Raw genomic sequence first — 21,947 nt, 5'->3', positions numbered from 1 at the left:
TTAAGTAATGCTGAAAATCATCAGCGCTACTTATTTACGAATGGTTTGTAATTGGTTTTTTTAGTTAAAGCACTGTCTTATATTAAATAAGGCAGTGCTTTTTAATTATAACACAAACTTGTTTTTATATTTCGTTCCCCTTATTAATATACTTTTTTAGAAAGCAGAACCATGCAATCTTTGAAAAAGACCTAATAAAAATTAAAAAATTCTCTATTTTTGTTAGGAACGACTATTACTATGAAGGAAATAAGCGAAATTCTAAAAGCATATTCAGCAGCAAAAGCAGCGGGAAAAAAGACAGCACTTGCGACAGTAGTCAAAGTCGAAGGTTCTTCGTACCGCCAGCCTGGAGCGCGTATGCTTGTAACCGAAGATGGTTTGCTTACAGGTGCCATTAGCGGAGGCTGTTTAGAAGGAGATGCATTACGAAAAGCACTTCTTTCCATTAATCAGCAACAAAATAAACTCATTACCTATAATACAAGTAATGAAGATGACAGCGAAGTTGGTTTGCAATTAGGTTGTAACGGAATTGTACATATCCTTTTTGAATATATTAATGATGAGGTTCAAAATAATCCTATTCAGCTTTTACAGCAATTAGAACTCAAACGTAAAGAAGCCGTAGTTGCTACTGTTTTTTCATTAGAAAGACAAGCTGCACAAATAGGAACCATATTATTTTATAGAGAAGATATTGAGGTAATTTACAGTAATACAATCGCATTGAGTATTTTGGAAGATGTAAAAAATGTGATCCAAAATAAAACTACAATTGTAAAAAAAATCGAAGATAATAATCACAACGAAGCCCTTTTGGCGTACATAAATCCTCCTGTTTCCCTTGTGATTGCAGGAGCAGGAAATGATGTTCAGCCACTGGTAAAAATCGCATCATTATTAGGATGGGAAATTACAATTGGCGAAGGCCGTGCAACTCACGCGACAAAAAAGAGATTTCCCGAAGCTAAAAACATATTTGTTGTAAAACCGGAACAATTATTAGAAAATATAACGATAGACGAGCAGACGTATTTTGTACTCATCACACACAATTACAAATACGATTTAGCAGTTTTAAAACTTCTTTTAGAAACCAATTGCCAATATATTGGAGTTCTTGGACCAAAAACAAAACTCAACCGGATGCTTGATGATTTGCAAAATGAAGGAATCCATCTTAGCGAAGAAAAACGGAAAACTATTTATGGCCCAATCGGACTTGATTTAGGTGCAGAAACATCAGAAGAAATTGCCTTGTCGATTGTATCTGAAATCAAAGCAGTTATGAGCGGAAAAAAGGGTAGTTCGTTAAAATTCAAAACCGAGAAAATTCACGATACAAATAATCTCGTATAATATGAAAGACATAACCGGAATCGTCATTTTAGCAGCAGGAAACTCATCACGATTGGGACAGCCCAAACAATTGCTTTCGTATAAAAACAGTTCTCTTATACAAAACACAATTTCAGAAGCTTCTTTAATACAAAATTCTGCAATTATAGTAGTTACAGGAGCAAATCATGAATTGGTAGAGAAAGAAATCACAGCTTCAAAAACTACAATAATCTTTAATCCTGATTGGGAATCCGGAATGTCATCTTCAATTTCAAAAGGCTTATCCCAATTATTACATCTTTATCCTGAAGTCGAAAAATGCATTTTTACCGTTTGCGATCAGCCGTTTGTAACAACTTCTATTTTTGAGAATTTAATCAGCGAACACAGTACAACCAATATTGGAATCGTAGCATCATCATATTCAGATACTTTAGGAACTCCGGTTCTTTTTCATAAAAAATATTTTAATGAATTACTGAAATTAAAAGGTCAGGAAGGTGCAAAAAAAATTATCAATAAATTTCTTGATGATACTGCTTCAATTTCGTTCGAAAAAGGAAATATAGATATTGATACACAAGAAGATTATTTGAAGCTTATTTCTTGAAAGAGGTTCAAAGGTTCAGAGGGACAAAGGTTGAGAGGCTTTTTGAAGCAATCTTGTCATTTCGACGGAGGAGAAATCGCACTATTGAATCGACAAACAGTGGCGATATTCTTTGCGGAATTACTTGCGGAGATTCTTCGTTCCTCAGAATGACAAAGCGAGTGTGTAAAGGTACAAAGGCAACACAAAGCAATCCCAATATTTGTCATTCTGAGGAACGAAGAATCTCCACGAGAAGCTCGACAAAGATTGACGATATTCTTTGCGAAGTTAGTTGCAAAGATTCTTCGTTCCTCAGAATGACAAATCGGGCGCGTAAAAGATATAAACACAACACAAAGCAATCCCAATATTGTCATTCTGAGGAACGAAGAATCTTCACGAGAAGCTCGACAAAGATTGACGATACTCTGTGCGAAGTTACTTGCGGAGATTCTTCGTTCCTCAGAATGACAAATCGGGTTTATAAATCTGACGTAATTCTAAACAAAAACTATTATCTCACCTGCTTTACCAAACTCAAAACCCTCTCCACAACCTCCAAAATCTCCTTTTCAGTTGTGAATTTCCCTAAACTAAAACGAATCGAACTCAGCGCATTTTCATCAGATAAACCCAAAGCTTTTAATACATGCGAAGGTTCAGAAGTAACAGAGGAACAAGACGCACCATTTGAAACCGAAATATGCTGCAAAGCAAGGATCAGCGTTTCAGAATTAACTCCCGGAAAGCAAATGTTTGTAGTATTATAAATTCGGTTTAAAGGATTTCCGTTTACAAAAGATCCTTCAATTTGCAATAAACCTTCTTCAAGATCATCTCTAAGTTTTGTGAGTCTTTTTTGATCATTTTCCATTTCCGCCTGAGCGATTTCACAAGCTTTTCCAAGTCCAATAATTCCCGGGACATTCAGGGTACCGCTGCGTAATTTGCGTTGTTGACCTCCGCCATGTATTTGCGGAATCAGTTTTATTTTCGCTTTAGCGGAAATATATAAAGCACCAATTCCTTTTGGACCATAAAATTTATGAGCCGAAAGCGTTAAAAGATCGATTCCCAGTTTTTCGACATCAACAGGAATTCTTCCAACAGCCTGAGTTGCATCGCACATAAACAGTGCGTTTTTAGCATGAACAATTTCTGATATTGCATTAATATCCTGAATGACCCCAATCTCATTATTCACCATCATGACCATCACCATCAAAGTTTGATCAGTAATAGATTCATTTAATAGATTTAAATCTAAAATTCCGTCAGATTCAACAGGTAAATACGTAATCTCAAAACCCAAAGTTTCCATAAACAGGCAAGTATCAAGAACTGCTTTATGTTCTGTAGCAACCGTAACGATATGTTTCTTGTTTTGATTTGCTAATCCTTTAATCGCTAAATTTATCGATTCTGTAGCGCTGGAGGTAAAGATGATTTCCTCTGCTTTTGCACCAATTAAATTTGCAGTTTGCCACGCAGCATTTTCAACCGCTTCATGAACCGTTAATCCAGCCAAATGATTACTGCTTGCATTTGCATACAAATTAGTAAAATAAGGCAGCATAATGTCAAGTACCCGTTTATCAAGTTGGGTAGTAGCATTATTATCGAGATAAATGATGGGCTTTTGAGACATGTTTTTCATTCTTAATAAAGTAAAAATACAATTTAGGAATTTAATTTTTGCTTTTTTAATCATTCTAAATACGCATTTTAAATAGAGTTTATGTCAATTATGTAACTTTTTGTCACATTTGATTCTTAAATTTGTTAGGTAACATTTAGACTTTTACTAATTTAAAACAGTATTCATGGCTGCCAAAAGAACAATTAGAAATAAAGCGATCGAGGAAGAATCCGGTTCTTCACGACGCGATTTTATAAAAAAGTCAGGTTTATTGACTGCACTTGCTTTGGCTCCGCCTTCATTGGTCATGGCTTCTGAAAATAAATGGGATGAAAAAATTGCCGAATATTTAGAAACAGTTCCGCTTTCACTTGAAGTAAATGGCGTAAAACACACTTTAAATATAGAACCCAGAACCACGCTGTTAGATTTATTAAGAGAACAATTATTACTTACCGGAACTAAAAAAGGCTGTGATCATGGGCAATGCGGCGCGTGTACGGTTCATGTAAACGGAACCCGAATATTATCGTGTTTGTCATTAGCATCAATGCAGCAAAATGCGCAAGTAACCACAATCGAAGGACTTTCTCAAGGAAAAAAACTCCACCCAATGCAGGAAGCTTTCATTAAAAATGACGGTTTTCAATGCGGATATTGCACGCCTGGGCAAATCATGTCGGGTATTGCCTGTATTAAAGAAGGTCACGCGAACAGCAGAGAAGAAATTAGAGAATATATGAGCGGAAATATCTGTAGATGTGGTGCTTATCATAATATAGTCGATGCAATTACAGAAGTTAAGGAAGGAGGAAAGGCATTATGAAAAACTTTCAAATAATAAGAGCATTATCATCTAAATCTGCCGTATCAAGTATTGCAAAAGAAAACTCAGCTATGTTTATCGCAGGCGGAACCAATCTTGTCGATTTGATGAAGAAAAATGTTGTCGCGCCGGATAAACTCATAGACATTAATGGAGTAGATTTAAAAAAAATAGAATTCCTGACAGGAAAAGTTTCCATAGGCGCATTAGCTAAAAACAGTCAGGTTGCCGAAGATAAAGTAATCAAAGAAAAATATCCTTTACTGGCATTGGCATTAGCCGCCGGAGCCTCACAGCAAATCAGGCATATGGCAAGCGTAGGAGGAAATATGCTACAGCGCACGCGTTGTTCTTATTTTTATAATACAGATATGCCCTGCAACAAACGTGTTCCTAAAAGTGGTTGCGGAGCAATTGGCGGATCAAATAGAATGCATGCTATTTTTGGCGCTTCGGATAGTTGCATCGCCGTTCATCCAAGTGATATGTGCATTGCGCTTGCTGCTTTAGAGGCTACAGTTCTTGTTGAAGGTCCGAAAGGAAAAAGAGAAATTAAATTCACGGATTTTCATCGTCTTCCGGGAAATACGCCCGAAAAAGACAATACACTTCTAGAGAAAGAAATCATTACTTCGATCGAAATTCCGACTAATAATTTTACCAAAAATATTCATTATTTAAAAGTTCGTGACCGAAGCAGTTATGCTTTTGCCTTAGTATCTGTAGCAGTTGGTTTAGATATTCAGAATAATACCATTCAGGATGCACGACTTGCAATGGGTGGAGTGGCGCACAAACCGTGGCGACTTACCGAAGCTGAGGAATTTTTGAAAGGAAAAACAGTTTCTGAAGCTACATTCAAAAAAGCGGCCGATTTAGCCATGAAAGGCGCCAGAAGTTATGGCGATAATGATTTTAAACTGACGCTTGGACCAAATGCAATCACAGAAGCTTTGACAATAGCAGCATCTAAATAATTCGAATTATGAGCAAGACAAGTAATATAAACAGAGTTGACGGATTTGCTAAAGTAACAGGTTCAGCGACTTATTCAGCCGAATATAAAACCCCAGGCATTACCTATGCATGTTTGGTAGGAAGTACGATTGCCAAAGGAACAATTAAATCCATAGATACTAAAAAAGCCGAATGGGCGCCGGGAGTTTTGGCGGTAATTACGCATTTAAATGTGGACAAACCCGCAGGATATGAACAACCCAAAAAGCGAGAAAATTTAGGTCAGCCTTTACAAATATTCAAAGATAATACCGTTCGATATTATGATCAGCCAATTGCGCTTGTAATTGCCGATACTTTTGAACGTATGCAATATGCGGCGAGCCTTATTAAAGCCGAATATCTCAAAGAAGAACATTCAACCGAACTTGAAAAAGTAAAAGATAAAGGAAAATTACCGGGCGGAGAACGCGCAAAAGATTATAATCGCGGAATTCTGGACGGTTATAAAAATGCAGAAGTTGTTCTGGAAGAAGAATATACGATTCCTACCGAAGTTCATAACCCGATGGAATTAGCAAATATTATTGCGAAATGGGATGGAAACAAACCTATTTTATATACAAAAAGCCAAGGTGTTGAAGGAACCCGAAAAAGCGTAGGAAATGTATTTGGAATTCCTGCCGAAGATGTTGAGGTACATTCTGAATATTTAGGAGGTGCTTTTGGAATGGGATTGCATACCTGGCCTTATGAAATCGCAGCACTTATTGGATCAAAAAAAATAGGAAAACCGGTAAAATTGGTTTTGCACCGTGAACAAATGTTTACCAACGTAGGTTTTCGTCCTTACACAATTCAAAAAATGGGATTGGGAGCAACAAAAGACGGTAAACTTACAGGATTAACACACGAAGCTCTGGCAATGACTTCTAATTATGAAGATTTTACAGAAGCAACCGTAAACATGTCGCGCTTTATGTACGATTGTGCGAATGTTTCGACCAAATATCGCATTGCTGAACTGGATACCTGTACACCAATCTGGATGCGTGGTCCGGGAGAAGCAACAGGTTCATTTGCATTAGAAAGTGCGATTGACGAATTAGCGCATAAACTGGATTTAGATCCAATTGAATTTCGAAAACGCAATCACGCCGAAAAAGATTTGGAACAAAATAAACCCTGGAGCAGTAAATACCTTTTAGAATGTTACGAAGGCGGTATGGAGCGCATTGGCTGGAAAAACCGAAAAAATAAACCCGGATCTGTTCGTGAAGGCGAATGGCTTGTAGGTTACGGAATGGGAACGGGAACTTTTGGTTCTTTCAGAAACCCAACCACCGTAAAAGCAAAATTTCTGGCAAATGGTTCTTTGGTTTTACAATGCAGCGTAAACGATATGGGACCGGGAACGGCAACAATGATGACGGCAATTGGAGCCGAAATTACCGGAATCCCAACAGAAAATGTAATTATTGAAATGGGACGAAGCGGTTTACCAAAAGGACCAACTCAGGGAGGATCTGCCACAACATCATCCGTAGGTTCTGCGGTTCATGATACCTGTAATTTATTGGTAAGCAAAACGCTAGGATTAGCAACTGAAAATGAAACGTTCAAAAATATCCCAATAACCGATTTAAGTTTTGCAAATGGTGCAATATCTTCTAAAAAAGATACTAAAAAATCAGTCAGTTTAGTTTCATTACTGAACAATAATAAGCTTGAAGAATTATCTGTAGAAAATGAATCTAAAGGTTCTGAAGAAGCTAAGAAATATTCTATTTATTCGTTTTCGGTACATTTTGTAAAAGTATTGGTGAACCCGAATTTAGGAAAAATCAGAATTGCCCATGTGGTTTCCTGTGCTGATATTGGAACCGTTATCAACCAAAAAACTTCGGCAGGACAAATGTATGGCGGAGCAGTTGGAGGAATCGGAATGGGATTAATGGAATCTCTTGAAATTGATCATAGATTTGGTCGTGCCATCAATAATAATTTTGCCGATTATCATGTTCCCGTAAACGCCGATATTGAAAAACAAGAAGTGTTTTTTGTCAATAAAAAAGATCCAATAAGCAACCCAATGGGAACTAAAGGACTTGGAGAAACCGCTTTAGTAGGGATGGCTCCGGCAATTGCAAACGCCGTTTTTAACGCAACCGGAAAACGAGTTAGAGATTTACCAATAACACTCGATAAAATATTAGAACCATCTGTAGCAAAAGCATGATAGTTATAGTTTTAAATAAATAAAATCCATTTAGGAAATCAATTTCTAAAGGGATTTTTTAATTAAATAAAATGAGCCGTATTTTCAAATTAGTTAATCAACTTCTCAATAAAAAATGATGCAAAATATCATAAAGCAAAACGTCATGGATTTTAAGGCAAAAATTAAAAAAACAAACTATCCTGTTATTGGCTAAAATCAGAAATAATAGTTTTTTTTTAATTGCTGTCTTTAAATATTAAGCTTAATATTCGTTTATGACAAATGCATCATTTTTCTCTTAAATTGGATTTGGTTACATAGATTTTATGATTGAATAACTAATTAAGTTTTTAAAAAAGTTGTGGAACATTTCTTAATAATTATTTGTCCATGCCTTTCAAATATATAGTTGTTGAAAATCTGTTTTTTATATAATTTTGGATAAAAGTTATATAATTCCCATGTTAAGTCTTGATAAATTGTTGATTATTAAGTTGTAAACAAAAAAAAGAGACACTATTTTCACTTAGTGTCTCTTTGTATTTTGTTTTAATGATAATTATTTGATTGTAATAGGAACTTCAACTGTGGTTTTATCCCATCCAATTACCAGGTTTGCAACAGATCCCTGAGTTGTAAAAGCAATTGATAAAGCTTCAATAGGAGTTGAAACCGGTTTTACAGGAACAGAAACTCTGGCAATATCTTTGCTTTCATCGTAGGCATAATTTCCCCACATATCAAGCTCTTTATTGATAATAATTGTCCATTTATCTTTTTCAGGAATAGCAAATAAACTGTACGTCCCAGCCGGAATATTTTTTCCGTCAATTGTAACCGCTTTGTAGAATTTGATCTCTGTGTTTTCGTTAGCACCAACTCTCCACATCTCACCAAATTTAAGCACTTCACCAAAAACAACACGTCCTTTAGCAGAAGGTCTTGCATAAGTCACCTTAATTACCGGTGAAGGATTATCAGTTTTTTTGAATTTAACCGATTTATTTGGGAAATAAGAAATATCAACCGGACTTGCGTCAAGCGGAGCAAATTTCACTACATCCTGAGCTTGAACTGTAAAGGCAGCAAATAGAGTAACTACCAGTAAACTTAATTTTTTCATAGGATTACAATTTTTAGAATAAGTACAAAGTAAGTTAATAATGAAGAAAAATCATATAATTACTCTTTGTTTTTTGTTAATGAATTGATAATAATAAGGTTTTATTTCATAGGGAAAAAGGTTCAGAGGGACAAAGGTCAAAGGTTTATATGTAAAAGTATCTCATGTTCAACATAAATTAACCTCGATATTTGTCATTCCGATTTATATGATAAACCAAATATTTTTTTCAGGAGCTAATCCCGCTTCCCGATAGCTATCGGGACGTTTCAATCTTTTGTGGCGAACACCGCCACAAAAGGATTTCCACTTCTATCGGGGCTAGGACAATCATTTTCATAACACTATTTTCGTATAGTTTGTCAATTCCGAGGAACGAGGAAACTCCACAAGAAGCTCGCTAAATATTGCATAAACCAATTGTCATGGAGTTACTTACGAAGATTTTTCTTTTTTCTTTTTTGCATACCAATCCTGCATGATATAAAAAGCTTTCTTTTTATTGCCATCGTTCGAGATTAATCCTTTACGATTATAACCATCCTGAATTCCCGGAAGTAACCTTTTTGGTGATCTGAAATCAACCAATATCCACGGACTCAAACCACTTAGATGAGGTATTTTTTCTATCATTTTCAAATTCTGAATGTATAAATATTCCTGATATTCCTCTGTCCAGCGCTCGTTTTTTTCACCGTGTAAACCTGCTTTTGCATCGCCGCCAAATTCAGAAACAATCACAGGTTTGTTGTATTTTGTTTTCCAAAGAATTTTTTCAGCATCTTCAAGATTTCCACCATACCAACCTAAATATTGATTAAAAGAAATAATATCCAGATATTGACCAATTTCGTCATTTATAGTTCCAAAACCGTTGCCGCTTTGCGTTAATAAAGCCGCGCTGATTAATCGTGTATTGTCCAGCGATTTTGTGTGATCGACCAGACTTTTGATAAAAGTATTTCTCGCATCAGAAATTGGCGTTTCATTTGCCATTGACCAGATAATAATACAAGCACGGTTTTTATCTCTTGTAATTGTAGTTGTCAATTGATCTTCGGCATTTTTATAAGTATCTTTATTAGTAAATTCAACCGTCCAATACACCGGAATTTCCTCCCAAACCATTAGCCCTAATTTATCTGCCTGTCTGATAATGTTTTCGTTATGCGGATAATGCGCCAGACGAACATAATTACAGCCCAGTTCCTTCGCCCAGTTTAACAAACGCAAAGCATCTTCTTCAGAATTTGCTCTTCTGCCTTTTGAATTTTCTTCATGAATAGAAATGCCGCGTAAAAAGATTTGTTTTCCGTTTAATAAAATTTTGTCTTCCTGAGTTTCAATAGTTCTAAAACCAATATTATCCTTTAGTTTTTGTCCGTTAAAATCAATTGTTACTTCATATAATTTAGGATTTTCCGGTGACCAAAACGAGATTTTTTTCGCAGGAATTTCAAAGTTAACAATTCCGTCAGTTCCAACTTTTCCTTTATAATTGATTTTTAATTCCGGAATCGAAATCGTTACTTGGTTTTGTTCCGAAGTAAAATTATTCACCTTTATAAATCCTGAAATCAAAGCCGAATTTCCTTTTTTAAGCTGAATATTATAATCTTCAATAAAAGCTTCATTTTCTTCAATTAAAGTCACGTCACGCGTGATTCCGCCATAATTCCACCAATCCGTATTTGTTGTAGGAACATCTTCTTTATGTCGCGTATTATCCACTTTAACAACAATATAATTGTCTTTTGGTTTTACAATCGAAGTTATTTCGAAATTAAAAGGCGTAAATCCACCTTCATGCGTTCCCAGTTTTTTGCCATTCAAATAAATATCCGACTTATAATTAATCGCTCCAAAATAAACAAAAAGACGTTTTTTATCCTTTAAATCATAATCGAAAGATTTTTTAAACCACACATTTCCTTCATAATATTTAAGTTCAGGAATTTGCGAATTCCAATCACTCGGAATCGTTATTTTTTCCGATTTATCGAAATCATATTCAACCAATTCCTGCTTGTTTACCGCATGATAATTATTAAAAAATGCCGCATTTGATGGTTTCGTTTGTTTATCATATTGATCGTGATGAAAGCTGTAAAAACCAGTTTCGTAAGGATCAACAATATAATTCCAGACACCGTTTAATGAAGTTACAGCTCGATTGGGAACGTTCGAAATCAGATTTTGAGCCTGCCCGATCAAAACAGTTGCTAGTAGTAGTAAAGTGATTCGTTTTTTCATTCGTATTTTTTTTATAATTAATATCTAATTAACTGTTGGTAAGGAGTTTATTTCTGTGATGCTAAAGTCTGAAAACCGAATCGCTTCATCTCTCATATTTGCAATATCTTTCAAACTGCGATAAATTCCCCATTTAGGTCTGATAAAAGCGTTTGAAGTATAAACTTTTCCGGTTTTCGAGGTATAAGCAGAACGAATCGTTTGAATAGTAGGATTGCTGTAATCCATTAACGTTTTTCCGTCACTTACTTTTTTTATATTTATTGCGTACGATCCTTGCACACCAACTTTAATTGTTTCTGTAGCTTCAACCCAGGTTCCTTCAAAAAGGGACATATTTACTGATTGATATTTGTTCATTTTTGAAGCTTTATCTTTTACATAAATGAGTTCTAATTTGTCGACACCATCTGACATTTTTCTCAAAGTCAATGTAAATATTGGAAGATTATCATCGCCATCAACAGCTTTTATCTGATGAATATGCGTAAAACTCGTAGTTGGTTTAAAGCCAACAGGAATTTTAAAACACCATTTGTATTGCACCGTTTCGCCCGTATTTCCTTTTAAATTTTCCGGAGACGGACCATAAGTTTTGATTTCAACACGCTGCCTGTCCGTTTTTCCCTTCACCGGTTCATTATCAGGCGGACTATTGGTAACGTGAGCATAAAATTCAAATACATTTTTATTCAAATCCTTATCAAAAACTTCAGTAATATGACGCCCAAAACTTGGGTGAATAGCATCAGGAGCTTCTACCGCACCGTTTTTTGTTCCGGGTGCAAAAGCATTTGTAATCAATTCATAAGTTCCAATTTCGCCGGGACCATCTGCATTTAATGTGACTTGAGCATTGGTTGTAAAACTTGTTACTATTAAAGCAATTCCGTAGGTTATGTTTTTCATAGTTTGCTATTTTTTATATTTCTCGCAAAGTTTATACACAATTTTGTCATCCTGAGGAACGAAGGATCACACATGCAAATCGACAAAGATTATGACTTTCTGTGCGGAGTTTCGAGTGTGATCCTTCCTCCGTCAGGATGACAAAAAACTTCGCGCCTTCGCGTTTTTGCGCGATTATTTTAATCGGTATTAATTTTTTCACGCAGATTTTAAAAAGATTTAAGCAGATACGCGCAGATTTTTAAATAATCTCCAAAATCTGCTTAAATCTGTAATATCTGCGTGAAATAAAATCATTTTAATCCTGATAATCTCTGGTTAAAAAAAACTTTGCGTCTTTGCGACTTTGCGCGATTATTTTAATCGTTATTAATTTTTTCACGCAGATTTTAAAAAGATTTAAGCAGATACGCGCAGATTTTTTAAATAATCTCCAAAATCTGCTTAATGTGTAATATTGAGTGAAATAAAATCATTTTAATCCTTATAATCTGTGGCTAAAAAAAACTTTGCGACTCTTCGACTTTGCGAGATTAATTTTAACTTATTCCATCAATTCGCAATCTTCAAATATTCCCCTTTAAAACTCTGATTCAAAGCTGTCATCTCGATCGGAATTCCTAATCCATCAGGAACCACTTCAATCGAAGCTTTTCCGTTTGCCATTTTTATTGATTCACTTCCGGTTGGAGTTCCTTGACTTTTCATGGTTTTTCCGCCTTTTATGCACTGAAAATAAACACTTTCCTCATAATCTAAACAACGCAAATTGTTGTTATCAATTGCAATTGCGGTAATTAGATAATTGCCATTTTTTAATTTTTCAGAAGACAATTGTAAAGAAGTTGCCGTATCATTTTTATTGAAACGATAATTTACCTTAATAGTATCCGAAACCTTTTTTCCGTTTTTTGTTTCACCAATCGCAATCAGAATATTTTCGCCTTTCAGGAAATTCACATCCCAAGTTAAGCCATTTGCAGGATAAATCGAAAGATTTCGTTGCTTTTCTCCGAGTGATTTCCCCTGATGAAAAAGGATAACCTTGTCACAATTACTAAAAACACTCAAAGTTCTTGGCGTATTTTCCGGTCCTTGACGTTCTGTCCAGGTATGCGATTCGATGTATGTAAAAGGCTCATCGCTCCAGTAACTTTTAAAAACATAATATGCATCTTTAGGATTTCCGTTTCTGTCTACAAGCCCTTTTTGATTCATATACGGAATATCATCTTCGGGACGTAACGGCGTTGCAAAATCCTTAAAAGCCCATTGAATGTTACCTACAAACATTGGATCATTCTCAGAAATATGCAAATGCCAGTCAAATAAATCAACGATATAATTCTCGCTCCAATCGCCAATTTGCGCAATATTTGCCACTTTAGTTTGCACAATGGCTTCTTCCCAACCTTCAGCTTTTATGATGTTTTCGCCCGTAATTGGGTTTTCGCTGTGACGGCCTACGTGGCTGTCACCGCCATATTCAGCATGAATAAAATGTTTGTATTCTTTTTTATAAACATCAATTGCTTTTTGATAACTTTTATAACTTCCTGAATACCAACCCGACCAGATAGAAGGCGAGAAGACATCCACAATTTGAGAACCTTCGTAATATTTTCTAATCGCTGTTTTTCGCGTTGGATCCATTTTATGGGCGATGTCGTTTAATTCGGTTAAGAATACATTCATTCGATCCGTATTATCTCCGTCAGGAAAATCAGGCAGCCAATTCATCTCATTTCCAAGTGACCATATAATAATACTTGGGTGATTGTAGTTTTGATTGATGATTTCCGCCAGTATATTTTTAGTATTCGTTTGCCAAAGTTCATCACCAATTCCGCCACGGCACCACGGCAATTCATCCCAAACCAATAGACCCAATTCATCGCAGGCTTTATAAATTTCAGGATCTTGCGGATAATGCGCGAGACGAACAAAATTAGCGCCCATTTTTTTAATCGATTCCATATCAGCGCGATGTTGTGCATTGCTCATTGCAGCGCCAACTCCGGCTTGTTCTTCATGACGATGTGTACCTCGAATCAATAATCGTTTTCCGTTAAGAAAAAAAGGACCATGATCTTTAAATTCAAACCATTTGAAACCTACTTTTTCGTTTACGCTGTCTTTTATTTGGTTTTTTTCAGATAAAAAAGCGGTTACTTTATATAAATTTGGTTTTTGAGTATCCCATAATTCAGGATTTTTCAGGTTTTCAAATTTGATTGTTGTTGTTTTATCCAGAACCTGAATCGTTTTACTCGCAATCTTTTTCCCCTTTGGATTTTTAAGAATCACGGTTAACGATAAATCTTTTGCATTATCAGGATTGATAGTTGAAGCAATAATATTCAAAGAAGCTTTTTTAGCCGAAACTTCAGGAGTTGTAATTTTTAGATTCTCAATATGATTTTTGTATTTAGACAATAACCAGACATCGCGGGTTATTCCGCCATAAATAAAGAAATCGCTTTTTTGAGACGGAATGATTTCAATATCATAATTATTATCAACCCGAACAAAAATTTCGTTGTCTCCTTCTTTAATAAAATGGGTAATATCAATTGTAAAACCAATGTAACCGCCAATATGTCCGCCGGCTTCTTTACCGTTTACGTACACTTTTGTCGTTACATTTGATCCTTCAAAATATAAAAAATAACGCTGATTTTTATCTATAGAAGCTATGTTCAGCTTTTTTTGATACCAGCTTGCATCACGTCTGTAACCCGGATTTAAGTCTGTTGCATCTTCGGCATTCCAGGTATGAGGTAAATTAATTTCGCTCCAATTATTTGCTTTTTTTGCCTGATCAATATTTGGAGTACTATTTTCCAGATAGAGCCAGTTTTTATTGATATTAGTTTTTGTCTGAGCAAAAGAATTATTTAGAGAAACAAAAAAAACAAGGAAAGCAAAAATCGAAAACGGTTTATAATGGTACGGTAGTTTTTTCATAAAATATAAAGGTTTTTTTTAGGTTCAAAGGAGCAAAGGCTCAAAGGCTTACAGGCTCAAAGGCTCACAGGTTCAAAGGTTCAGAGACTGAAAATCTTTGTCACTTTTACTTCTAAACCTTTGTACCTTTGTCACTTTGCCCCTTTGTTACTTTTCTTTAACAATGCTTCCAGAAAATAATAGTCGGCATAGATAATAGGTTCGTCGATTTCGTCGTGTTTTGGCCAGTTTCCTGTGCTGTGATCCAATATAAAAGGCGCGTTTATTTTGGAATTTAAAATATATTTATCAGAATGTAAAGTCGCAATTATTTTATCGGCGAAAGCCAGATAAGTTTTGTTTTTGGTATAACCGAATAATTCATACAAAGCTGAAGCCATAACGGTTGCAGCAGAAACATCACGCGGTGAATTTGGAATAGCAGGATCTTTAAAATCCCAATACGGAATCCCGTCTTCGGGTAAATTTTTATTATTTATGAAAAAATTTGCGGTTGCTGCGGCTTGTTTTAAATACGCAGGATCTTTTGTATATCGATACGACATTGTAAAGCCATAAACTGCCCAGCCTTGCCCGCGTGCCCAAACCGAATCATCATTATATCCCTGAAGCGTTGTTTTCTTTCTGACGGCGCCAGAAATCGGGTTATAATCAATAACATGATAACAGCTATTGTCGTCTCTAAATTGGTTTTTCAGCGTTGTATTGGCGTGTTGAATCGCGATATCCTGATACTTTTTATTGCCGGATAGTTTCGTGGCTTCAAAAAGCAATTCGAGATTCATCATGTTATCGATAATTACAGGATAATCCCAAATTTCCTTATTGAAATCCCAAGATCTTATCGCACCAACTTTTGCGTCAAAACGAGAGCATAAAGTTTCGGCTCCTTTGATAATGACAGCTGCGTATTCTTGCTTGTTTTCGACTTTTAAAGCCTCGCCATAACTGCAATAAACTTTGAAACCTACGTCGTGGGAATTTCGGTTTACGCTTTCTTTTTTACTGAAAGATGTCCATTTTTCAGCTTGTTTTTTATAATCCTCATTTCCTGTTAATCGGTACAATTGCCAAAGATTTCCGGCAAAAAATCCGCTTGTCCAGTCTCTTGAAGGAACTTTTTTGGTTTCATTTGTTTTAATCGTCATACTTCGTGGCATCGACATAGAATCAACCGGATAATCGAGTAACATTTTGTATCTCGTTTCAAGAAGATTTTCTGTTGTTGCCGCAGTATTTTTGGTTGTAGAATTAATCCCGGATTTGCAAGCTGTCGCCAGCAATGCAAACCCAAGAATTAAAGCAAAAAAACTAACTTTATTCATACTAATTATTGTTTTTAACGGAATCTAATTTCGTTGGGTTTAATTTAAACACATAGTCCCGATAGCTATCGTGACTATGTGTTTAAATTTTTCATGCAGATTTTGCAGATTGAGCAGATTTTTTATTTTCGTGACTTAAATATTTTGTTCTAATGTGTTATTTTATTTCACGCAGATTTTAAAAATATTTCTGCAGATTCACGCAGATAATTATTTCAATTAAATCTGCTCAATCTGCAGAATCTGCATGAAACAATATCATTTTAAAAATATGGAATCTCTGTTCATTTATATTTTATTGGAAAATTCAATCTTGAATTGCCTCCAGCTTTAGCTGCAGAAATAAAGTTGCATCTTTAAAGCTTTAGCCAAATGTAAGTTTGGCTAAAGCCTCTATATGATTACTTAAGATAACATCCGGCTAAAGCCGGACCCTATTCATTTATTATTTTTTATTTCAAGCAGATTTCAAAATATTTAAGCACATTCACGCATATAATATTTAAATTAAATCTGCTCAATCTGCTCAATCTGCTCAATCTGCGAGAGAAAAATATCATTTTAAAAATATGCAATCGTTTTATGATCCTTCCTTCGTCAGGATGACAAAAATGTCGATATAATTTGCATGAAAACACAATAATTGTGTGTAAGAAACTAGTTTCTTTTTATTCTCTTTTTTTTTAATTTCTAAATATGAATCTATGTCCCGATAGCTATCGGGACTATGTGTTTAAAATTTTTTCACGCAGATTTGGCAGATTGAGCAGATTTTTTATTTTCATGACTTAAATATTTAGTACTATAGGATAATTTTTATTTCATGCAGATAATATTTAAATTAAATCTGCTCAATCTGCAAAATCTGCGAGAGAAAAATATCATTCTATAAGTTTAAATTTTTCACGCAGATTTAGCAGATTTTTGAGTCTAATAATCCAACAATCTAATAATCTGTTTTAATACCCTGGATTATTCGGTTTTAAATTAGGATTAATCGCTAACTCAGTTCCCGGTAATGGAAATAAATAATCCTTGTTTGGATCAAAAGTATGAGGCTCAAAACCATTTGGACCAAAAACTTCAGGACCGTTTTTCAATCTTTTGATATCGTACCATCTGATATATTCAAAAGCCAGTTCTAATCTTCTTTCGTTGATAACCATTTTTCTAAAATCAGCCTGAGAAGAACCCGGCGTTACATTTGCAGGAAACGAAACCAGTTTTCCGGCTTTATTTCTTGCTCTTGCGCGCACTCGGTTGACATAACCATCAGCTTCTGTAGTTCCCGGAGTAATTTCGTTTAAGGCTTCAGCGGCAGTTAACAAAACTTCGGCAAAACGCATCGTGATATAATTGTGTTGAGAAGTTCTTCCATTCGCTCCGGCTTTCCCGGGAAAACGGTAATATTTTGCAATATGCGGACGTGGCGATTTCTCATTATCACTTGAAGGGAAAATTTGCAAAGCTCCTCCCGGACCCGTTTTTTTTCTGATAATAGTATCAAAACTAACCGCTCTTCTATAATCTCTTTTGTCCCAATCGTTAAAAACTTTTAAAGAAGGAACAGCAACCGAAAATCCTTGTCCGTAACTGTAACTGTCATCTTTTAATGAACCCGTAAAAAATGCTGTATAATCCTGACCGTAATTTCCTGAAACCAGATTGTTAAAGTCAATTGTAAACAAAGGTTCTTTTAAAGCTGCGGTTTTATTAGCATTGAACAAATCCTGAAAATCAGCATCTAAACCTAAACCAAATTTAGCTTCGTTTGTAATCACATATTTCGATTCGTCATAAGCTTTTTGGTAATTTCCAAGAGTCAAATAAACCGATGCCAAATACCCCGCCGCAGTACCTTTTCCCGGAACCGCTTTTACTTTTGGTTTGTCTTCCAGCCATTGTTTTGCAAATTCTAAGTCGGCAATAATTTTTGGGTAAACATCTGCTTCCTTCATTCTGCTTAAAGAATTGACCTGCGAAACATCGCTCACAACAAAATCAACATACGGAATATCTCCAAAAATCCGAACCAAATGATAGTACGTAAAAGCTCTTGCAAAATATGCCTGAGCCACAATTGCATTTACTTTTGCAGGATCTCCGGGCGTTTTTTTAGCACCCTCAATTGCCTGATTTGCTGCTGTAATTATGATATACGATTGTGGCCAAAAGTTAGCAACAAGCGCATTTGTATCATTCATACTCATATCATTAACATCAATACGTGCAGCCTGAGTTGTTCTATCGCCAATATCAGCCATATCATCGCGCAGCATTAAGGCAATTGTAAATTCACGACCCCAATAATTATTGTGCGCAATGTTAGCAAAAGCGCCGTTTACAGCGGCTTGCAAATCATCTGTATTATTAAAGAAGTTATCAGGACGAATAATTCCCACCGGATGTTCTTCTAAATCGGAACATCCAAAAGCGAATATTCCCAAGAAAAGAAAAGCTATATATTTTTTCATGTTTAGTATTTTTAATGCGTTGAAATGATTTAACACATAGAAACATAGGTTGTATTCTTAAAAAAGGCGTTTCACTTATTTAAAATACACAGAGTTACTATGTGAAAGAAATATGTTTCTTTTTGTGTTCTGTTTTTTGCACATAAAATCTATTTTTCTATGTGTTAAGAATCTTTTTTAAACTAGAATTTTAAATTAAAACCAAAAGTGAAAGTTCTTACATTCGGGTAACTTCCATAATCCAAACCTAAATTTGTATTACTTCTGGCATTCGTATCATTCAGGTAATTTACCTCAGGATCAGAACCCGGATAATTGGTAATTGTCCATAAATTTTGCGCACTGATGTAGAAACGAACTTTATTCAAACCAATTTTCGAAACCACTTTTTCATCTAAACTATATCCTATCGAAATGTTTTTTAGACGAATATAACTGGCATCATAAACAAATCTTGAAGTAACTCTTTTAGTTCTTGCAGCATTTATTGGCACATTTGTATCCGTGTTCGTTGGTGTCCACGCATCCAGAACTTCAGTCGTTGCATTGTTGTTTCCGGACGCCAATTCCATTAAAGTATAATTCAGGATTTCATTTCCTTCAGAACCCTGAAAGAAGATATTCAGGTCAAGATTTTTATAAGTGAAATCATTATTCAAACCAAAAATAAAATTAGGATTTGGATTCCCGATAATCGTTTTATCATTAGAATCCAGTTTTCCGTCGCCATTGACATCTTTGAATTTTTCTCCACCCGCAATTGTTTCAAAATTTCCCGGAAGAACAGCTTCTCCCTGCTGAATTACACCATCATAAATAAACCCAAAGAACGAACCAACCGGCTGACCAACTCTCAAAATTTGGGAATCTGTTGCAAGGAAATGTCCAGGCGTAGAGTTAATTAACAGATCTTTATTGTCGGCAAATTTTAATACTTTGTTTTTATTTGAAGAAATATTAAAACTTGTTGACCACGTAAAATCTGCACCAATAAAGTTTTTAGTATTCAAGCCTAATTCCCAACCTTTATTTTCTAATTCTCCCACATTTTGAAGTTGAGAACCAATTCCCGAAACCCCCGGTAAAGGTCGGTTGAACAATAAATCCTTCGTAATTGTTTTATAATAATCGGCAGTAATGCTAATCCTGTTATCAAATAAACCCAGATCAATTCCGTAATCCTGTTGGTAGGATGTTTCCCATTTTAAATTTGGATTATCCAATGAAGTCAGCTGAACTGCATTTACGATAATATCACCGCTTACATCATAAATTTCAGAGAATCTGGATAAAGTAGAGTAGGCGCCAATCGATGGATTTCCTGTTGCTCCGTAACTCGCTCTTAATTTAAGATTAGAAACCGTTTTATTATCTTTCAAAAAGTTTTCCTTGCTGATATTCCATCCCACAGCTCCGGAAGGAAAAGTTCCATATTTATAGTTTTTGCTAAAGCTTGAAGAACCATCACGACGCGCTGTGAACGTAAACAAATATTTATCATCATAATCAAAATTCAACCTCCCGAAAGCCGAAATCAATTCAGTTTCAGATAAATTCGAATCCGGTTTTAAGAAAACAGTTCCCGCACCTAAATTGCGATAGGAATTTGTGTTTGTTAAAAAACCTCTTGAAGCCGCATACGAACTTTCGTTTTTATTTTTTTGATACGAATAACCACCAAGAACCGTCAGGATTCCTTTGTCGATAATTTCACGTTTGAAAGTCAGATAATTTTCAGTTAAAAAAGAAGAAAATCTCGTGTTGTTTACAGAAGCTTCTCCTTTGATATTTTTACCTGCAATCAAAGTTGAAGGAATAAATCTTCCGGTTTGCGAATTATTATCAGTTAATCCTAAAGTAGTTTTAAAGTCAAGATCTTTTGTGATTTTATATTGTGCAAAAAAGTTACTTCTGTTTACAATTGATACTGTTTCCAGAATATTTTCCATTGCTGTTGCATACGGATTATCGATATCGTCCCCAATTGGAGCCGTTGTTGTATAAGATCCGTCAGCATTATAAATTCCTTTATCCGGCATAAAACGGTACGCTGCAGCAATTACACCCGCAGCACCAGTTCCTCCCGCGCCAGTCTGGCTAATGATTCCTTCCTTATTTTGCTTGCTTTGAAATAAATTCAGGCCCACTTTAAAATTATCAGATAAATCAGCTTCAAGATTACTTACAATCGTGTATTTATCAATACCTGAGTTAATTACAACTCCGTTTTGATTGTAGTAATTTCCAGAAACATAATACCTCACTTTATCAGAACCTCCGGAAAATGACAATTGCGTATTCGAAATCATTCCTTCTCGATAAATAACATCCTGCCAGTCTGTATTTGCACCGCCATCAGTATTTGTTGTAAAACTTTTTCTATAGGCTACAAATTGTTCTCCGTTTAATAAATCCAGTTTATTGTTTACGGTTTGCACCGAAGTTGAATTACTAAATTCGATCACTGGTTTTCCCGGTTTACCTTTTTTAGTTGTCACCATAATAACCCCGTTTGAACCTCTGGAACCGTAAATTGCCGTTGCCGATGCATCTTTAAGAACCTCAATAGAAGCAATATCACTTGGGGCCGGCATTGCAACTCCCGCAAAACCATCAACCACAATAAGCGCATCACCGCTTGCATTGATCGAAGTTCCTCCACGAACCCTTATTTTTACAGGTGCTCCCGGTTCACCACCGTTATTTGATTGTACCGAAACCCCAGCTGCACGACCTTGTAAAGCCTGTTCAGCATTTAATGTTGGGTAAGCGTTCAGTTCTTTTGCCGTTACAGATGATACAGAACCTGTTATGTCGCTCTTTTTACGGGTTCCGTAACCTACAACAATTACTTCGTCAAGATTTTTAGTATCCGGTTTTAAGCTGATATTCACTACAGTTTTATTCCCAACCGGAATTTCCACCGTTTGATATCCTACATAGTTGAAAACTAATACAGCGTTTTTTTCAGAAACAAAAACACTGTAATTTCCATCCATATCTGTAGATCCGCCAACAGACGATCCTTTAATATAAACATTCGCACCAGTAAGCCCGAGTAAATCTTCGCTGGAAGTGACCTTTCCGGTGACTTTTTTTTCCTGTGCATTCATAACAATATTCGCCAGTAAAAAAGTTACCAGCAAATACCATTTAAGCGATTTGAAATTTTGGATTGTAAACATTCATTTTGGTTTTAGGTTAATGTTAGATAAAATAAAAAATCAATAAACTCATTCCTATTATGATAATTACAAATAGAATTTGCAGCAATATGAATTTCGTTTTCCTGGTTTTCATAATGGCAAATGTAGCAG

General features: G+C 35.4%; 13 protein-coding genes. 5 read left to right on the top strand and 8 right to left on the bottom strand.

Annotation, left to right across the window (positions count from 1 at the left end):
* Positions 1–240: 240 nt before the first annotated feature.
* Together KHA90_RS01330 and KHA90_RS01325 are read left to right on the top strand one after the other, a co-directional pair.
* Complete coding sequence (locus tag KHA90_RS01330) at positions 241–1,362, top strand: XdhC family protein (protein ID WP_213294061.1); 1,122 nt, start codon at positions 241–243, stop codon at positions 1,360–1,362.
* 1 nt (position 1,363) lies between these two features.
* The gene (locus KHA90_RS01325) at positions 1,364–1,954 is read left to right on the top strand and encodes a nucleotidyltransferase family protein (RefSeq protein ID WP_213294058.1); all 591 of its coding nucleotides are present in this window, start codon (positions 1,364–1,366) and stop codon (positions 1,952–1,954) included.
* Between the two features lie 496 nt (positions 1,955–2,450).
* On the opposite strand, the gene KHA90_RS01320 is transcribed toward KHA90_RS01325, so the two are convergent.
* The gene (locus KHA90_RS01320; RefSeq protein WP_244860223.1) at positions 2,451–3,647 is read right to left on the bottom strand and encodes a cysteine desulfurase family protein; all 1,197 of its coding nucleotides are present in this window, start codon (positions 3,645–3,647) and stop codon (positions 2,451–2,453) included.
* A 112-nt stretch (positions 3,648–3,759) separates the two neighbouring features.
* On the opposite strand from KHA90_RS01320, the gene KHA90_RS01315 reads away from it, so the two are divergent.
* From KHA90_RS01315 to KHA90_RS01305, 3 genes are read left to right on the top strand one after another with little or no spacing between them, the layout of a single operon-like run.
* Positions 3,760–4,401, top strand: a complete 642-nt coding sequence (locus KHA90_RS01315) for a (2Fe-2S)-binding protein (protein ID WP_213294055.1) — start codon at positions 3,760–3,762, stop codon at positions 4,399–4,401.
* A complete protein-coding gene (locus tag KHA90_RS01310) occupies positions 4,398–5,378 on the top strand; it encodes an FAD binding domain-containing protein (RefSeq protein ID WP_213294052.1) in 981 nt (326 codons plus the stop codon). The genes KHA90_RS01315 and KHA90_RS01310 overlap by 4 nt, the downstream gene beginning before the upstream one ends.
* Positions 5,379–5,386: 8 nt before the next feature.
* Positions 5,387–7,597 carry a xanthine dehydrogenase family protein molybdopterin-binding subunit gene (locus KHA90_RS01305; protein WP_213294050.1) on the top strand — a complete coding sequence of 737 codons (2,211 nt, stop codon included), beginning with the start codon at positions 5,387–5,389 and terminating at the stop codon, positions 7,595–7,597.
* Between the two features lie 541 nt (positions 7,598–8,138).
* Here KHA90_RS01305 and KHA90_RS01300 read toward each other — a convergent pair.
* The 7 genes from KHA90_RS01300 to KHA90_RS01270 form a co-directional block, all read right to left on the bottom strand.
* A complete protein-coding gene (locus KHA90_RS01300; protein WP_213294048.1) occupies positions 8,139–8,702 on the bottom strand; it encodes a DUF2911 domain-containing protein in 564 nt (187 codons plus the stop codon).
* Between the two features lie 435 nt (positions 8,703–9,137).
* Positions 9,138–10,955 (bottom strand): glycoside hydrolase family 2 protein, encoded by a 1,818-nt coding sequence (locus tag KHA90_RS01295; protein ID WP_213294046.1) that lies wholly within the window; start codon positions 10,953–10,955, stop codon positions 9,138–9,140.
* 24 nt (positions 10,956–10,979) lie between these two features.
* Positions 10,980–11,864, bottom strand: a complete 885-nt coding sequence (locus KHA90_RS01290) for a fibronectin type III (RefSeq protein WP_213294044.1) — start codon at positions 11,862–11,864, stop codon at positions 10,980–10,982.
* A 552-nt stretch (positions 11,865–12,416) separates the two neighbouring features.
* Complete coding sequence (locus KHA90_RS01285) at positions 12,417–14,831, bottom strand: glycoside hydrolase family 2 protein (RefSeq protein WP_213294042.1); 2,415 nt, start codon at positions 14,829–14,831, stop codon at positions 12,417–12,419.
* Positions 14,832–14,962: 131 nt separating this feature from the next.
* On the bottom strand, positions 14,963–16,156 hold the full coding sequence (locus tag KHA90_RS01280; RefSeq protein WP_213294040.1) for a glycoside hydrolase family 88 protein: 1,194 nt from the start codon (positions 16,154–16,156) through the stop codon (positions 14,963–14,965).
* Between the two features lie 959 nt (positions 16,157–17,115).
* Positions 17,116–18,630 carry a RagB/SusD family nutrient uptake outer membrane protein gene (locus KHA90_RS01275; protein WP_213294038.1) on the bottom strand — a complete coding sequence of 505 codons (1,515 nt, stop codon included), beginning with the start codon at positions 18,628–18,630 and terminating at the stop codon, positions 17,116–17,118.
* Positions 18,631–18,812: 182 nt separating this feature from the next.
* Positions 18,813–21,815, bottom strand: a complete 3,003-nt coding sequence (locus KHA90_RS01270) for a SusC/RagA family TonB-linked outer membrane protein (RefSeq protein ID WP_213294035.1) — start codon at positions 21,813–21,815, stop codon at positions 18,813–18,815.
* Positions 21,816–21,947: the final 132 nt, after the last annotated feature.

The sequence above is a fragment of the Flavobacterium psychroterrae genome, assembly GCF_018380615.1.
In the GTDB taxonomy this organism is placed as follows: Bacteria; Bacteroidota; Bacteroidia; order Flavobacteriales; family Flavobacteriaceae; genus Flavobacterium; species Flavobacterium psychroterrae.
This window is presented reverse-complemented; position numbering and strand designations above follow the sequence as displayed.

What these genes read in the sequence shown, in the direction of transcription:
- KHA90_RS01330 (WP_213294061.1), top strand. Translation starts at nt 241, where the DNA reads ATGAAGGAAATAAGCGAAATTCTAAAAGCATATTCAGCAGCAAAAGCA.
- KHA90_RS01325 (WP_213294058.1), top strand. Translation starts at nt 1,364, where the DNA reads ATGAAAGACATAACCGGAATCGTCATTTTAGCAGCAGGAAACTCATCA.
- KHA90_RS01320 (WP_244860223.1), bottom strand. Translation starts at nt 3,647, where the DNA reads ATGATTAAAAAAGCAAAAATTAAATTCCTAAATTGTATTTTTACTTTA.
- KHA90_RS01315 (WP_213294055.1), top strand. Translation starts at nt 3,760, where the DNA reads ATGGCTGCCAAAAGAACAATTAGAAATAAAGCGATCGAGGAAGAATCC.
- KHA90_RS01310 (WP_213294052.1), top strand. Translation starts at nt 4,398, where the DNA reads ATGAAAAACTTTCAAATAATAAGAGCATTATCATCTAAATCTGCCGTA.
- KHA90_RS01305 (WP_213294050.1), top strand. Translation starts at nt 5,387, where the DNA reads ATGAGCAAGACAAGTAATATAAACAGAGTTGACGGATTTGCTAAAGTA.
- KHA90_RS01300 (WP_213294048.1), bottom strand. Translation starts at nt 8,702, where the DNA reads ATGAAAAAATTAAGTTTACTGGTAGTTACTCTATTTGCTGCCTTTACA.
- KHA90_RS01295 (WP_213294046.1), bottom strand. Translation starts at nt 10,955, where the DNA reads ATGAAAAAACGAATCACTTTACTACTACTAGCAACTGTTTTGATCGGG.
- KHA90_RS01290 (WP_213294044.1), bottom strand. Translation starts at nt 11,864, where the DNA reads ATGAAAAACATAACCTACGGAATTGCTTTAATAGTAACAAGTTTTACA.
- KHA90_RS01285 (WP_213294042.1), bottom strand. Translation starts at nt 14,831, where the DNA reads ATGAAAAAACTACCGTACCATTATAAACCGTTTTCGATTTTTGCTTTC.
- KHA90_RS01280 (WP_213294040.1), bottom strand. Translation starts at nt 16,156, where the DNA reads ATGAATAAAGTTAGTTTTTTTGCTTTAATTCTTGGGTTTGCATTGCTG.
- KHA90_RS01275 (WP_213294038.1), bottom strand. Translation starts at nt 18,630, where the DNA reads ATGAAAAAATATATAGCTTTTCTTTTCTTGGGAATATTCGCTTTTGGA.
- KHA90_RS01270 (WP_213294035.1), bottom strand. Translation starts at nt 21,815, where the DNA reads ATGTTTACAATCCAAAATTTCAAATCGCTTAAATGGTATTTGCTGGTA.